This window comes from Pseudomonas sp. R32 (assembly GCF_009866705.1).
In the GTDB taxonomy this organism is placed as follows: domain Bacteria; phylum Pseudomonadota; class Gammaproteobacteria; order Pseudomonadales; family Pseudomonadaceae; genus Aquipseudomonas; species Aquipseudomonas donghuensis.
In genome coordinates, this window is sequence record NZ_CP019396.1 from 3,877,147 (window position 1) to 3,892,149 (window position 15,003).

11 protein-coding genes are annotated in these 15,003 nt (G+C 63.4%); 3 read left to right on the forward strand and 8 right to left on the reverse strand.

What is annotated here, in order from left to right; translation table 11 throughout:
• The first annotated feature begins 24 nt into the window (after positions 1 to 24).
• Genes PspR32_RS17935 through PspR32_RS17945 form a run of 3 tightly spaced genes read left to right on the forward strand, consistent with a single transcriptional unit; the run spans position 25 to position 5,500 of the window.
• The gene (locus PspR32_RS17935; protein ID WP_010223295.1) at positions 25 to 1,266 is read left to right on the forward strand and encodes an exonuclease SbcCD subunit D C-terminal domain-containing protein; all 1,242 of its coding nucleotides are present in this window, start codon (positions 25 to 27) and stop codon (positions 1,264 to 1,266) included.
• Positions 1,263 to 4,910 carry an AAA family ATPase gene (locus PspR32_RS17940; RefSeq protein ID WP_159388978.1) on the forward strand — a complete coding sequence of 1,216 codons (3,648 nt, stop codon included), beginning with the start codon at positions 1,263 to 1,265 and terminating at the stop codon, positions 4,908 to 4,910. Before PspR32_RS17935 ends, PspR32_RS17940 begins: the two co-directional genes overlap by 4 nt.
• Positions 4,907 to 5,500, forward strand: a complete 594-nt coding sequence (locus tag PspR32_RS17945) for a glutathione S-transferase (RefSeq protein WP_036996449.1) — start codon at positions 4,907 to 4,909, stop codon at positions 5,498 to 5,500. The genes PspR32_RS17940 and PspR32_RS17945 overlap by 4 nt, the downstream gene beginning before the upstream one ends.
• Before the next feature lie 212 nt (positions 5,501 to 5,712).
• Here PspR32_RS17945 and PspR32_RS17950 read toward each other — a convergent pair whose 3' ends face one another.
• The 8 genes from PspR32_RS17950 to PspR32_RS17985 form a co-directional block, all read right to left on the reverse strand.
• Entirely contained in the window at positions 5,713 to 5,892 is a 180-nt protein-coding gene (locus PspR32_RS17950) for a hypothetical protein (protein ID WP_010223291.1), read from the reverse strand.
• A 121-nt stretch (positions 5,893 to 6,013) separates the two neighbouring features.
• Positions 6,014 to 7,144, reverse strand: a complete 1,131-nt coding sequence (locus PspR32_RS17955) for a lactonase family protein (RefSeq protein WP_010223290.1) — start codon at positions 7,142 to 7,144, stop codon at positions 6,014 to 6,016.
• Positions 7,107 to 7,400: a DUF5629 family protein gene (locus tag PspR32_RS17960; protein ID WP_010223289.1), complete on the reverse strand. Its 294-nt coding sequence runs from the start codon at positions 7,398 to 7,400 to the stop codon at positions 7,107 to 7,109. The genes PspR32_RS17955 and PspR32_RS17960 overlap by 38 nt, the downstream gene beginning before the upstream one ends.
• A 147-nt stretch (positions 7,401 to 7,547) precedes the next feature.
• On the reverse strand, positions 7,548 to 9,926 hold the full coding sequence (locus PspR32_RS17965) for an efflux RND transporter permease subunit (protein WP_026001336.1): 2,379 nt from the start codon (positions 9,924 to 9,926) through the stop codon (positions 7,548 to 7,550).
• A 20-nt stretch (positions 9,927 to 9,946) separates the two neighbouring features.
• Positions 9,947 to 11,002: a WD40/YVTN/BNR-like repeat-containing protein gene (locus PspR32_RS17970; RefSeq protein WP_081839698.1), complete on the reverse strand. Its 1,056-nt coding sequence runs from the start codon at positions 11,000 to 11,002 to the stop codon at positions 9,947 to 9,949.
• A gap of 231 nt (positions 11,003 to 11,233) precedes the next feature.
• Positions 11,234 to 13,891 carry an aminopeptidase N gene (pepN, locus tag PspR32_RS17975; RefSeq protein WP_010223286.1) on the reverse strand — a complete coding sequence of 886 codons (2,658 nt, stop codon included), beginning with the start codon at positions 13,889 to 13,891 and terminating at the stop codon, positions 11,234 to 11,236.
• 14 nt (positions 13,892 to 13,905) lie between these two features.
• Entirely contained in the window at positions 13,906 to 14,736 is an 831-nt protein-coding gene (locus PspR32_RS17980; protein WP_026001334.1) for a DUF2797 domain-containing protein, read from the reverse strand.
• Positions 14,733 to 14,993: a YeaC family protein gene (locus tag PspR32_RS17985; RefSeq protein WP_010223284.1), complete on the reverse strand. Its 261-nt coding sequence runs from the start codon at positions 14,991 to 14,993 to the stop codon at positions 14,733 to 14,735. The genes PspR32_RS17980 and PspR32_RS17985 overlap by 4 nt, the downstream gene beginning before the upstream one ends.
• Positions 14,994 to 15,003 lie beyond the last annotated feature (10 nt).

The window sequence follows — 15,003 nt, forward strand, 5'->3', positions numbered from 1 at the left end:
TGCCGGCACACTGCGGAACCCTTCATGCGTCTGTTTCACACCTCCGACTGGCACCTGGGACAAACCCTGCACGGCCAGGAACGCGATTTCGAACACGCCTGTTTTCTCGAATGGCTGCTCGGCCAGCTCAAGCTGCGCCAGCCCGATGCGCTGCTGATTGCCGGCGACATCTTCGACACCGTCAACCCGCCGGTCAAAGCCCAGGAGCGGCTCTACGACTTCATCGTCCAGGCCCACGAACAGCAGCCCAAGCTGAACATCGTGATGATCGCCGGCAACCACGACTCCGGCTCGCGCATTGAACTACCGGCGCCGCTGATGCGCCGCCTGCGCACCCACGCCCTGGGCCGGGTGCAGTGGCTGGACGAAGGTGAACTGGACAGCGAGCGCCTGTTGATTCCGCTGACCAACGCCAAGGGCAAGGTCGCCGCCTGGTGCCTGGCGCTGCCGTTCCTGCGCCCGGCGGAAGTCACCGGTGCGCACCTGGGCGATGACTACCTGCGTGGCATTGCCCAGGTCCACGAGAAACTCATCGCCGCCGCCCTGCAACGGCGCAAGGCCGGCCAGGCACTGATTGCCGTGAGCCACGCGCACATGGCCGGTGGCTCGGTCTCGGAAGACTCCGAACGCAGCCTGATCATCGGCAACGCCGAAGCCTTGCCAGCGCGCCTGTTCGCCCCGCAAATCAGCTATGTCGCCCTCGGCCATCTGCACAAGCCGCAGAAGGTCAACCGCGAAGAGCGCATCCGCTACAGCGGCTCGCCAATCCCGCTGTCGTTCTCGGAAATCGGCTATCAACACCAGATCCTTGAAATCGAACTGGATGGCGCCAACCTGGCCAGCGTCGAATCGCGCCTGGTGCCGCGGGCCGTGCACCTGCAACGGCTGGGCCCGGCGCCACTGGCCGAAGTGCTCGAGCAATTGGCCGAGCTGCCGGTGATTGACCTGCTCGACGATCCGCAGCGCCAACCCTGGCTGGAGATCCGCGTACGCCTGGACGAGCCCCTGCCCGACCTGCGCGCCCAGCTCGAAGGCGCCCTGCACGGCAAGGCCGTGCGCCTGGTGCGCATCGCGGCCGAGTATGCCGGCAACGGGCGCAGCGAGGATGAGAGCGGCGCCGACTTGCTGGAACTGGGCCAACTGACCCCGCACGAGCTGTTCAGCCGCGCCTGGGAGCAGGCCTATGGCAATGCCGTCGACGAACAGACCCTGGCCGACTTTGCCCTGTTGCTGCAGGACGTCCAGCAGGAGGAAGAACAGCCATGAAGATTCTCGCCATCCGTCTGAAGAACCTGGCCTCGCTGGAAGGCCCGATCGAGATCGACTTCACCGCCGAGCCGCTGGCCAGCGCCGGCCTGTTTGCCATTACCGGGCCCACCGGCGCCGGCAAGAGTACCCTGCTCGACGCCCTGTGCCTGGCGCTGTTCGGCGCCGTGCCACGGCTGAACAACATCGGCCGCGAGACCAAGCTGCCGGAGGTCGACAGCGACATCCTCACCAGCGACCCGCGCACCCTGCTACGCCGGGGCTCGGGCAGCGGTTTTGCCGAGGTGGATTTCGTCGGCATCGACGGCCGGCGCTACCGCGCCCGCTGGGAAACCAACCGCGCCCGCGACAAGGCCAACGGCAAGCTGCAAGGCAGCCGTCAGAGCCTGCATGACCTGGACAGCGACCAGCTGCTGAGCAACCAGAGCAAGGCCGAATACAAGCAACTGATCGAGTCGCGCCTGGGCCTGAACTTCGAACAGTTCACCCGCGCGGTGATGCTGGCCCAGAGCGAGTTCAGCGCCTTTCTCAAGGCCGATGACAAAGAGCGCAGCGAGCTGCTGGAAAAGCTTACCAACACGGCGATCTACAGCCAGCTGGGCCGCCGCGCCTACAGCAAGAGCAAGGAAGCCGAAGAGGCGCACAAGGCCCTGCTGGACCAGGCCAGCGGCGTGATGCCTATGGCCGCCGAGGCCCGCGCCGAACTCGACCAGCGCTACAGCGGGGCCCTCGATCGGTTCAAGACCGAACAGGCGCAACTGCGCCAGCTTGAACAGCAGCGCAGCTGGCTCACCGAGTTGCTGCAACTGCAGGAACAGGTGCAGACCAGCACGGCGCAACTGCACAGTGCCCAGCAGCACAACGACAGCCTGCACAGCGAGCGGCTGAAACTCGCGCGCCTGGAACAGCTGGCGCCGCAGCGTCACCAGTTTGCCCGCCAGCAGGCGCTCAATGCCCAGCTCAGCCCGCTGGTGATGAGCATCGCCGCGCAGCGCCAGCAGCATGACCTGTTGCATGGCCACCAGCAGCAACTGCAGGACGACCTGGGCAAGGCCCACGCGGCCCTCGCCCAGGCCCTGGCACAACAAACCGACAGCGCGCCATCGGTGCGCCAGGCCTTTGCCGAGCAGAACACCCTCGCCCGCCTGCACCAGGAACTGGCCAACAGCGCGACGCTCAAGCACCAGGCCGAGCAGGCCAGTGCCGAGGGCCAGCAACAGCTGTTGACCCTCGATGAACAGCAACGCCTGAGCGAACAGCGCCTGCAGCAGATCGGCCAACAGCTGGAGCAAAGCGCGCCGCTGGCCGGGCTGAGCGAAGCCTGGAGCGCCTATCGCGACCGCCTGCAGCAACTGATGCAGCTGGGCAACCGCCTCAACCAGGGCCACGCCGAGCTGCCTGGCCTGCAGGAGCGTGCCAGCCAGGCCAGTGCCCAGCTTGAGGAGCAGCGCGCCGCCCTGGCCCTGCTCTACCGCGAAGCCGAGGCTGAACCCCAGGCCCTGGCCGAACAGATCGGCCTGCTCGGCGAGCTGCTGCAGAAAAACCGCCAGCAGCAGCGTCAGGTCGAAGAACTGAGCCGGCTGTGGAGCAACCAGCAGGACCTCGAACAGCGCCTGCAAGCCTTGCGCGAGCGCCAGCAAGCGGCGTTGAAGCAACGCGAGCAGCTGATCAGCGAAGGCCTCAATGGCAAGAACCAGCTGACCGCCGCCGAGCAAGCGCTAAGCGTTACCCGCCAGTTGCTCGAACGCCAACGCCTGGCCCGCAGCCAGAGCGTCGAAGAGCTGCGCGCGCAACTGCAAGACGACCAGCCCTGCCCGGTGTGCGGTAGCCAGGAGCACCCTTATCACCAGCCCGAAGCCCTGCTGCAAAGCCTCGGCCGCCACGACCAGAACGAAGAGGCCAACGCACAGCAAATGGTCGACGGGCTGAAGAAACAGCTCGATGAACTGCGCACTCAACTGGGTGGCGTCAACGGCCAGATCAAGGAATACCTGCACCAGCAGGAACAACTGGGCAACCAGCAACACGCGTTGCAGCCAAGCCTTGAAGCGCACCCGCTGTACCCGTCGCTGGCCGACCAGGACGCCAGCCAGCGCAGCGCCTGGCTGGACTTGCAGGTGCGCAACCTGAACCACGACATCAGTCGTGACGAACAGCGCCAGAACGCCCTACTGGCCCTGCAGAAAGACGCCAGCCGCCTGCAACAGCAATTGCAGGCAGCCCAAGACACCAGTCAGCAGGCCAACCAGCACCTGAGCCAGCAGCAAACGGCGCTGGCCAGTGACCAAGAGCGCCTGGAGCAGGAACTGGCCAGTTTCGCCAGCCTGTTGCCTGGCGAGATCCTCAACGACCTGCGCCAGGAGCCGGCTGCCGCCTTCATGCGCCTGGACCAGCAACTGGCCCTGCGCCTGGACCTGCTGCAACGGCAAAAGGACGAACAGCAGGAGCACGGCGAGCGCCAGCAGACCCTGGACAAAGCCCAGTTGCAGCAACAGGCACGGATTCAGAAGCAGGAAGAACTGCAACAGCAGTTCAGCGAGCTGGAGCGCCAGCATCAAGCCAGCCGCGACAGCCTTGCCAGCCTGCTCGGCGAACAGGCCAGCGCCGAGCATTGGCAGCAGCATCTGGACCAGGCGGTGGAGCAAGCGCGCCAGGCCGAAACCCAGGCCGGCCAACAGTTGCAGGAGACCCAGGCACGCTTGATCGAACTGGCCGCCGAGCTCAAAGCCAAGGGCGAACGCCTGAGCGCGCTGGAGCAGGAACACCATGAGGTGCGCGGCCAGATCGAACAATGGCGCCAGGGCCACCCGGAGTTGGACGACAGCGGCCTGGAGCAGTTGCTGGCGCTCGACGACAACGCCGTGGCGCAACTGCGCCAGGGGCTGCAGGACAGCGAGAAGGCCATCGAACAGGCGCGTACCCTGCTGCAGGAGCGCCAGCAACGCCTGGACCAGCATCAGACCCAGGGCAATGCCGAGCTCACCCGCGAAACGCTGGAACAGGCCTTCGACAGCCTGCAGGTGCAACTGACCGCCAGCGAACAGACCTGCGCTGAACTGCGTGCCGCCCAGGCCGAAGACCAGCGCCGGCAACTGGCTCACCAGACCCTGGCCGAGCAGATCGCCACGGCCTACAGCGAGTGGCAGCGCTGGGGACGGCTCAATGCCCTGATCGGCTCGGCCACCGGCGATACCTTCCGCAAGATCGCCCAGGGCTACAACCTCGACCTGCTGGTGCACCACGCCAACGCCCAGTTGCGCCAACTGGCCCGGCGCTACCGGCTCAAGCGCGGTGGCAGCCTGCTCGGGCTGCTGGTGCTGGACACGGAAATGGGTGACGAACTGCGCTCGGTGCATTCGCTGTCGGGCGGCGAGACCTTCCTGGTCTCGCTGGCCCTGGCCCTGGGCCTGGCCTCGATGGCTTCGAGCACCCTGCGCATCGAATCGCTGTTTATCGACGAAGGCTTCGGCAGCCTCGATCCGGAATCGCTGCAACTGGCTATGGACGCGCTCGACGGCCTGCAGGCCCAGGGCCGCAAGGTCGCGGTGATCTCCCACGTGCAGGAGATGCACGAGCGCATCCCGGTGCAGATCCAGGTCCGCCGCCAGGGTAATGGCCTGAGTACCGTGGAGGTCAGCGGATGATCCTCTACTCGTTCCGCCGCTGCCCCTGGGCCATGCGCGCGCGCCTGGCCCTGCGCTACGCCCAGTGCCCGGTAGAGATCCGCGAAGTCAGCCTCAAGGCCAAGCCAGCCGAACTGCTGGCCCTGTCGCCCAAGGGCACGGTGCCGGTGTTGAGTGCCGATGACCTGGTACTGGAGGAAAGCCTGGACATCATGCGCTGGGCCCTGGCCCGGCACGACCCGCACGATTGGCGGCTGACGGCCGACCCGCAGGCGGCGCAAGCCGCTGATGCGCTGATCGCACGCAATGATCGCGAGTTCAAGGCCCAGGTCAACCTGTACAAGTACGCCGAACGCTATCCGCAGCATTCACGGGAACATTACCGGGCCCAGGCCGAAAGCTGGTTGGTGGAACTGGATGCGCGACTGGCGCAGCAGGCGTACCTGTTCGCGGACCATCCCAGCCTGGCTGACGCGGCATTGTTGCCGTTGATGCGCCAGTTTGCCGGGGTGGAGCCTGAGTGGTTCGCCCACGCGCCCTACCCGCACTTGCGGGCATGGTTGCAGAGGTGGCTGGAGTCGGCATTGTTCAAGGCGATCATGGCGCGTTGAACCCATCGCTGGCAAGCCAGCTCCCACAGGGCCCTTGTGGGAGCTGGCTTGCCAGCGATGAGGCCAGAAGCTACAGCGCCAGAATCGGCGAAGAATAGAGGAACAGCAACACCGCCAGAATTCGCCATTTCATGTGTTATCCCCTGACGTCAATAAATTAGCGTCAAATTCAATCACATGGCGATATGCTATTACCAGAAAAATCTACACGCTCAATGCTGCGACTTGTGGTCCAGCGCAGCGTAGAAGTTGGCACTTTGTTGCAGGTATTTCTGGGTATAGCTCTGGGTCGACGATTTACGCTCGCTGAGCTCGACATGGGCGTTGGCCGGCAGGACCACCGAAGCAGAAATGGCGGAAGCGGCGATGACCGGGAAAAGGTTGAAGTTCATGGCGCTGACCTCGAAGTCTGTGGTTTGAAGTGGCCGCTTGGGGCCGTGGTTCAAACTTACGCCGCTGGCGCGGCGCACAGAAATTCATTGCAGCAGTAGCCAACATCAAGGCAATTGATAGTCAGTTGACGAACTTCAGGTCCGACGGCGCATCCTGGGCCAGCTTCTGTACGGTTTCGCCCAGCAGGCCACTGCGTGGATCACGGCGGATCACCACGATCTGGTTGCTCTTCTGATTGGCCACCAACAGGTACTTGCCGGTAGGGTCGAGGGTAAATTCCCGCGGGTGATCGCCCTCGACACTGCGCCGCTGCACCTGCATCAGCTTGCCGCTCTTGTCATCCACGGCAAACACCAGCAGCTCGTTGGCCGTGCCACGGTTGCTGACATACAGAAAGCGCCCGTCGGCCGACAGGTGCAATGCCCCCGCCGCCTTGGCCGAGGCATCGTTCTGCTCGGTCAATGGCAGGCGCTGCAGCTCCACCAGCTTGCCGTCCTGATAATCGAAGGCCACCACTTGGGCGCTCATCTCCAGGGTCAGGTAGGCATGCTTGCCATCGCGGTCAAACAGCAGGTGCCGCGGCCCGCTGCCCGGTGGCAGGCTAACCGGCTCGACCGCGCTCAGTGGTTGCGTGGGGCTGGCGCCGTCGTAGCGGTAGACAAACACCTTGTCGGCCCCCAGGTCGCTGGCGAACACGTACTTGCCGTCGTCCGATGACACCACAGAGTGCACATGGGGCCCGGTCTGGCGCTCCGGGTTGACGCCGCTGGGCTTGTGCCGGTCTTGTTGCACCGAGGCTTGCAGGTAGCCGTTACGCCCCACCGGCAACACACTCAGGCTGCCGCCCGGGGCGGGCAACACGCCGTAATTGGCGACGAACAGGTAGCGTTGGTCCTGGCTGAGGCTGGAATGGGTTGGTTCATCGCCCTGGCTTGGCACCTGGTTCAGCGCCTTGAGGTTGCCGTCCTTGCCAATCGCAAAACTGCTGACCTGGCCGTTGCCGGCGCCGTTCTCGTTGACGGCAAACAGCAGGCGCTTGTCTACCGAGAGGGTCAGCCAGGACGGGTTTTCGCTCATGAGGATCTGCAGCGGCGCAGGGTCGATCTGGCCGCTGTCACTGTTGAAGCGGTAGCGGTAGATACCTTCGCTGCTGCCTGCGGTATAGCTGCCGACCAGCAGGTCGTGGGCCTGGGCGGTGAGCGTCAGGCTCATGCTACTGGCGATCAGCAGGTTCTTCAGCAGGCGCGTCATCGTCTTCCTCATCGCAGGCACTAAAGGCACTCATACAGACTAGCCGATGCTCGCCAGTCTCGGCCGCGACCAGCCAGTCGGTACCTTCAAGCCGGGCGGCGCCGATCTGCTCGGGGGAGAACTTGTATTTTTTCAAGGCACGGCCGTCCATCAGCTCGATGCTCAGGCCGGTTTCGTCGAAGGTGAAGTCAAAGGCGTGCAGGCCGTCGATCAGGAGCATGTTGCTGGATTCGAGGGCTTGGGAGAGGGTTGTCATTGCAGGAAGATCACTGGCGGGAAAACCCCCATGATACCTGATCGTCAAAAGCATCGCCGGCAAGACCGGCTCCCACAGGTAATGCGCACCTGTGGGAGCCGGCCTTGCCGGCGATGGGCTACGAAGTAGCCCCGATGACAGCAGCGGTCAATGGGCAAAAATCGAACCGCCCTCCTTGCCCACCATTTTCTCCGGTTTGATCAGGAACCGCGCCAGAGCCGGCAGCAGCCACAGCGCACCAAACATGTTCCACAGCAGCATGAAGGTCAGCATCAGGCCCATGTCGGCCTGGAACTTGATCGCCGAGAAGATCCAGGTGCACACGCCGATGGCCAGGCACAGGCCGGTGAACAATACCGCCTTGCCGGTGGACTTGAGGGTCTGGTAGTAGGCTTCCTGCAGCGGCAACCCGGCGCGCAGGAAGCTCTCCAGGCGGCTGTAGATGTAGATGCCGTAGTCCACGCCAATGCCTACGCCCAGTGCCACCACCGGCAGGGTCGCGACCTTGACGCCGATGCCCATGTAGGCCATCAGCGCGTTGCCCAGCACCGAGGTCAGCACCAGCGGCAGGACGATGCACAGGGTCGCGGCGAAGGAGCGGAAGGTGATCATGCACATCACCGCCACGCAGATGTACACCAGGATCAAAATGGTCAGCTCGGCCGACTTGATCACTTCGTTGGTGGCCGCCTCGATACCGGCGTTACCGGCAGCCAGGAGGAATTCCAGGCCTTCCTTGTTATGGCTGTCGGCAAACTCCTGCACCGCCTTGACCGCACGGTCGAGGGTCTCGGCCTTGTGGTCGTTGAGGAAGATCAGCACCGGCGCCAGCGAGCAGTCGGCGTTGTACAGGCCGTCGGCACGGGAGATCGAGCTGTTGAGCACGTCCGGGTTGCGCGACAGGCTTTCCCATTTCAGGTTGCCCTCGTTCATGCCCTTGATCATCTGCTTGGACACGGTCACCAGCGAGATCGCCGACTGCACCCCAGGGGTGTTCTCCATCTTCCACATCAGCTCGTCGATCGGCGCCATGGTCGCGTGTACCGAACAGCCTTCGGTCGGGGTCTTGACCATCACCACCAGCACGTCGGAACTGGTCGAGTAATTGTCGATGATGAAGGCGTTGTCCTGGTTGTAGCGCGAGTCCGGACGCAGCTCCGGCGCGCCTTGGTCGAGGTCGCCGATCTTCAGGTTCTGGCTGTACCAGAGACCGCCACCGAAGGCCAGCAAGGCCAGGACAATGGACACCGGCGCCACCTTGGCGCTGGCAAAATTGGACAGCAGGCGCCAGAACGGATGCTCGCGGGTGGCGTCCTTCTTGCTGCGCTCGATGGCCTTCTTGCTGATGCCGACATAGGAGATCGCCACCGGCAGGAGGATCAGGTTGGTGAAGACAATCACGGCTACACCGATCGACGCACCGATGGCCAGCTCGCGGATCACGCCGATGTCGATGATCAACAGGGTGATGAAGCCCACGGCGTCGGCGAGAATGGCGATCATCCCCGGCAGGAACAGTTGGCGGAAGGTACGCCGCGCGGCGGTCAGGGCGTTGTCGGCATCGCTGGACTGCAAGGCGATGCCGTTGATCTTCTGCACCCCGTGGGAGATGCCGATGGCGAAGATCAAAAACGGCACCAGCATCGAGTACGGGTCAAGGCCGAAGCCCACCGCGTGCATCAGCCCCAGTTGCCAGACCACCGCCACCAGGGTGGTGATCAACACGGCGATGGTGCTGCGGATGCACCAGGTGAACCAGTACAGCAGCACCCAGGTGATCACCAGCGCGATCCCGAAGAACATCGCCACCATCATCAGGCCGTCGATCAGGTCGCCGACCTTCTTGGCGAAGCCGACGATGTGTACCTTCACATTGGGGTTCTGGGCCTGGAACTTGTCGCGGATCTTCTCTTCCAGCTGATGGGAGAACTGCTGATAGTCGAGCTTGATCAGCTTGCCCTGGTCCTGCGGGTCGGGATAGGACTCCAGCAGCGGAATATCGATGATGCTCGACTTGAAGTTGTTGGCCACCAGGCGCCCGACCTGCCCGGACTTGAGCACGTTGTTACGCAGCTTGTCGAGGCTTTCCGGCGAGCCGTTGTAGGTCTGCGGGATGACTTCGCCACCGGCAAAGCCCTCTTCGGTCACTTCGGTCCAGCGCACGCTGGGGCTCCACAACGACTTCAGCCCGGAACGGTCGACGCCGGGAATGTAGAACACCTCGTCATGCACCTGACGCAGGGTTTCCATGTACTCCTTGCTGAAGATATCGCCGTCGGTGGCCTCCACCGAGATGCGCACGGTGTTGCCGAGGTTGGCCAGGTCATTGCGGTGCTCGAGCATCTTCTCGATGAAGGGGTGCTCGAGCGGGATCATTTTTTCGAAACTGGTGGAAGGACGAATCTGCGTGGCCTGCCAGAACAGGAACACGCTGACCAGCAAGCAGATGAGGATCACCACCGGGCGATTGTTGAAGATCAGGCGTTCGAGCAAAGTTGTCTTGTCCTGATGGTGTTGCTGGTTCATGTTGAACTGCTCCTGACCGGTCATGGCTGCACTCCTTCGGCGCCCTGGGCCGAAGCCAGGTGCACGCCACCCTGGCCTACCAGCACCAGGCGCCCTCCACTCAGCCCGCTGACGCCGGCCAGGGCGATGCGATCGGCCCGGTTGAACACGCTGAAGCTCTGGCCGTCGTCGCTGCTGCGCAACACACTGCCGCCATTGCCCACGAGTACCAGGCTGCCATCATCGAGAAGCGTAGCGCTTGCCAGGCCAAATTCGAGGTTGCCGCGCGCGGCTTTCAATTCGATCTGTTGCCAGCTATCGCCAAAATCCGTGGAGCGGTAGAGGTTGCCGCGCAATCCGTAGGCCAGCAAGGTACGCGGCTGGGCGGTGCCGGTGACACCGAACAGCGAGCCTTCATAGGGGCCTTCGAGCTTTTCCCAGGTCTGACCGTCGTCGCTGGAGCGGAACATGCTGCCCTGCTCGCCAACGATGAACAGGCCGGCGTCTTTCACCGCGGCGATACCGTTGAGGTGGAACTGGTCTTCGTTGTTCAGCCGATCGCCGACCTCGTTCCAGGTCTTGCCGCCGTCGGTGGTTTCCAGCAATGCGCCGTAGGCACCCACGGCGAAGCCGTGCTGGGTGTCCTTGAACCAGACGTCGAGCAACGGCGCTTCGCGCGCCAGGTCTTCAAATTGTTTGCTCCAGGTGGCGCCACCGTCAGTGCTGGCGAGGATCTGCGCATCGTGGCCGACCGCCCAGCCGTGCTGGTCGTCGACAAAATAGACCGCCGTGAGCAGTTGCCGGGTCGGTACCTTGGCTTGGGTCCAGGTCTTGCCCTGGTCATCGGAAAACAGGATATGGCCGCGATCACCGACAGCGACCAGGCGCGCGCCGGCCTTGGTGACGTCCAGCAGCAGGCTGTTTACCGCCTTGGACGATTCGGTGGAGTAGACATCGGTTGCAGCGGCTGCAGCCTCGACCGTGTTGGCCCAAAGCCCGATTGCCACTACCAGCAAGCCGCTGGCGGCCAATGCCCAAGGGCGACTGCCGGCTTTACGCGCAGCACCGCCGAGACCCGCCATGACAGGCTCAGTCATAGATCTATCCCCCTTTATTGTTATTTGGGTCAATCTATATGCAGGTACTGCCAAAAACCGTGTTCCAGAGCCCCGCAATAGCTGAGAGCCATCCTATCGGGGTTTGCAAAGGACTGACAACGAACGGGACGTTATCTTTTGTTAAGCGGGGGGGATTTGCGGGGAAGCAATTGCGGGTCAAGCCCGCTCCCACACTAAATGTGGGAGCGGGCTTGACCCGCGATGAGGCCATCAAGCCAGACTTTTGCTCACGACCTCATACACATCACTGGACAGCGAACCGCTAGCCAGAATGCGCTCCAGCTCACCTTTCATCAGCGCCTGACGCGCGCTGTCGTATTTGCGCCAGCGGGTCAGCGGCGCCAGTTGGCGCGACGCGATCTGCGGGTTGAGTGCGTTGAGCTCGATCACCAGGTCCGCCAGGAAGCGGTAACCCGAGCCATCGCCAGCGTGGAAGTTGACCAGGTTCTGCCCGGCGAAGGCACCGACCAGGGCGCGGACCTTGTTCGGGTTCTTCATCGTGAACGCCGGGTGCTGCATCAGTGCCTTGACCCGTGCCAGGCCGCCCGGCAGGGTGCTGGCCGCCTGTACGCTGAACCACTGGTCCATGACCAGCGGGTTGTCCTTGAAGTGCTCGGCAAAGCTCTCCAGGGCCTTGGCCCGCTCGGCTTCGAACGGCGAATTGACCAGCACGGCCAGCGCGGTGAGACGCTCGGTCATGTTGTCACAGGCGTCGAATTGCTCCAGGGTCGCGGCCAGGACTTCAGGCTTGGCGCTGAGCATCAGGTACGACAGCACGATGTTCTGCAGGCTGCGCCGGGCAAAGTGCTCGGCCTCGGCGAGGTACTCGGTGCCACGCGATACCCCGCGGTTGGCCTGGTAGCGTGCATTCAGGGCCTCGAACAGCTGCTCGGCGATCTGTTGGCGGGCGAACTCGCGGGCGGCGTGGATGGCATCGACATCGGCCACTTCGCTGATTTCGGTGAGGTAGGCCTCACTGGGCAGCGAAAGCATTTCGGCGACCATGGCCTGATCCAGTTGCTCGTTAGCCAGCACCGTGCCCAACGCGGTCACCAGGCGCTGGTCAAGCACCAGCTTGGCACCCTGCTGGTGCTGGGCGATCAGCTCCTGCAGCACCTGCACCGACAGTTGCTGGCCGGCTTCCCAGCGGTTGAAGCCATCGCTGTCATGCTGCATGAGGAACATCAGCTGGTCGCGGTCATAGGGGAAGCTCAGCTTGACCGGTGCGCTGAAACCACGCAGTAACGATGGCAGCGGCTTGGCGGCAACGCCTTCGAAGGTGAAGGTCTGCTCGGCTTCGGTCACCGACAGCACCCGCGAAGTGCCGACCGCAGCCGCCTCGCCTTGCAGGCGCAGGGCGATATCGTTGCCCTGGGCATCGAGCAGGCCCAGTTCCACCGGGATCACGAACGGTTTTTTCTCGACCTTGTCCGGGGTTGCCGGGCAGCTTTGACGGAAGGTCAGGCTGTAGGTTTGCGCAGCACTGTCGTAGGCCTCGCTGACCGCCAGGCGCGGCGTGCCGGCCTGGCTGTACCAGCGCTTGAACTGGCTCAGGTCGACGCCGTTGGCGTCTTCCATGGCCTTGATGAAGTCATCGCAGGTCACCGCCTGGCCATCATGACGCTCGAAGTACAGGTCGCTGCCTTTGCGGAAACCCTCGGCACCAAGCAGGGTGCGGACCATGCGCACCACTTCCGAACCCTTCTCGTACACGGTCAGGGTGTAGAAGTTGGAGATCTCGATAAAGCTGTCAGGGCGCACGGCGTGGGCCATGGGCCCAGCATCTTCGGCGAACTGGTGGGTACGCAGGTAGGCGACATCCTCGATGCGCTTGACCGTGCGCGAGTTCATGTCGGCGCTGAATTCGGAGTCACGGAACACCGTGAAGCCTTCCTTGAGCGACAGCTGGAACCAGTCGCGGCAGGTCACGCGGTTGCCCGACCAGTTGTGGAAGTATTCGTGGGCGACCACCGCCTCGACCCGCTGGTGGGCGGCGTCGGTGGCGGTTTCGGCACGGGCCAGCACGCAGCTGGAGTTGAAGATGTTCAGGCCCTTGTTTTCCATGGCGCCCATGTTGAAGTCGTTGACCGCAACGATCATGAAGATGTCCAGGTCGTACTCACGGCCGTAGACTTCTTCGTCCCAGCGCATGGACTTCTTCAGGCTGGTCATGGCGTGCTGGCACTTGTCGATGTTTTCCGGCTCGACATAGATGCGCAGGGTCACGTCACGGCCCGACTGGCGGGTGAACTTGTCTTCAACGCACCACAGGTCACCGGCGACCAGGGCGAACAGGTAGGCCGGTTTCATGAACGGGTCTTCCCAGGTCGCCCAGTGCCGGCCGTCGTCCTGTGGGCCGCTGCCGACCGGGTTGCCGTTGGACAGCAGCACCGGGTAGCGATGCTGCTCGGCGATCACCGTGGTGGTGAACGCGCTCATCACGTCCGGGCGGTCGAGGTAGTAGGTGATCTTGCGAAACCCTTCGGCCTCGCACTGGGTGCAGAACATGCTGCCGGACTTGTACAGGCCTTCGAGGGCCGTGTTGCTCTCGGGGTGGATCTTCACGCTGGTGTCGAGGGTGAAGGTCGCAGCCTTGGGCTGTACGGTCAGGTGGCTATCGTCAAGCTGGTAGTCACCGGCAGCCAGGGCCTGGTCGTCCAGGGCCACACTGAGCAGCTCCAGCTGCTGGCCGTCGAGCACCAGCGGCGGCAGGCCAGCACCACGGGCCGGGTTGCGGCGCATGACCAGTTGCGCGTGGACCAGGCTGTGGTCCTCGAACAGTTCGAAGGTCAGGTGCGTCTCGTCAATCAGGTACTCGGGGGCCTGATAGTCCTTGAGGTAGATCACTTGCGGCTGTTCGGTACGCATGTGGCGGTCCTTTTTTACTGATGCACGGCGAGCTGGTACGCCGTGTATTTACGAATATTGATCACGCCGGTGTCGAAGATCAGGTACTGGCCCTTGATGCCCAGCAGCGTGCCTTCAGCCACGGGATTCTTGTCCAGGTTGAAGCTGACGATCTTGCTTGGGTAGGCCTCGACCGGGTAGCGGATTTCCAGCACCTCGGCGTCAGTCAGCGGCTGGATCGCCTGCAGGCCGAATCGCGTCTGCAGGGCGCTGAAGCCCTCGGCGCAGCTGTCGAACAACTGCTGACGCACGGCCAGCAGGTCGACCGCCTCGGCATCGCCCTTGAGCAAGGCGCGCCAGTTGGTGCGGTCGGCGACCTGGCTGCGGAACAGGTCCTCGACCAGCCCCGATTGCTGGCGGGTGGCAACCCGCACGATCGGCAGCGCCTGGCTGGCGCCCTGGTCAAGCCAGCGCGTCGGTAGCTGGCTGGCGCGGGTGATGCCGACCTTGATGCCCGAGGAGTTGGCCAGGTACACCACATGATCGGTCATGCAGAACTGCTCGCCCCACGCGGGTTCGCGGCAGGTGCCCTGATCGTAATGGCATTTTTCCGGGGCCATGATGCACACATCGCACTGCGCAAGCTTGGTCATGCACGGGTAGCAGTAACCCTGGCTGAAGCTGGTCTTGGTCTTGCGCCCGCAGTGGCTGCAATGGATGGCACCGAGGTATTCCAGGCGCACGGTCTTGCCGATCAAGGGGTTGACCGGCACTTCCTGCTCGCCCAGGCGAAAAGCGTACTGCACCATCGACGCGTCGAGGCGCGCCGACATTTTGCTGATGGAGCCGCGGCCGAGTTCGATCAATGGATCGCATCCGACTTGAACAGGATGTTCGCCACCGGTGCCGATTTGGAGCTGCATTCCTGCGCCCCCATGTAACCGGTGCGCTCTTCCTCGGGCAGGTTCTGCAGTTCCCAGGCGATCACCGCCTGCAGCGACAGCTCTTTCTGCTCGGTGGTGAGCTTGCGCCCGTCTGCCCATTTGCCCAGTTCCACGGCCAGTTTCAGGCTCTGGTAGATTTCCGGGGTGATGTTTTCAATCATTTGCGCAAAAGTGGACATAACGTCTCCC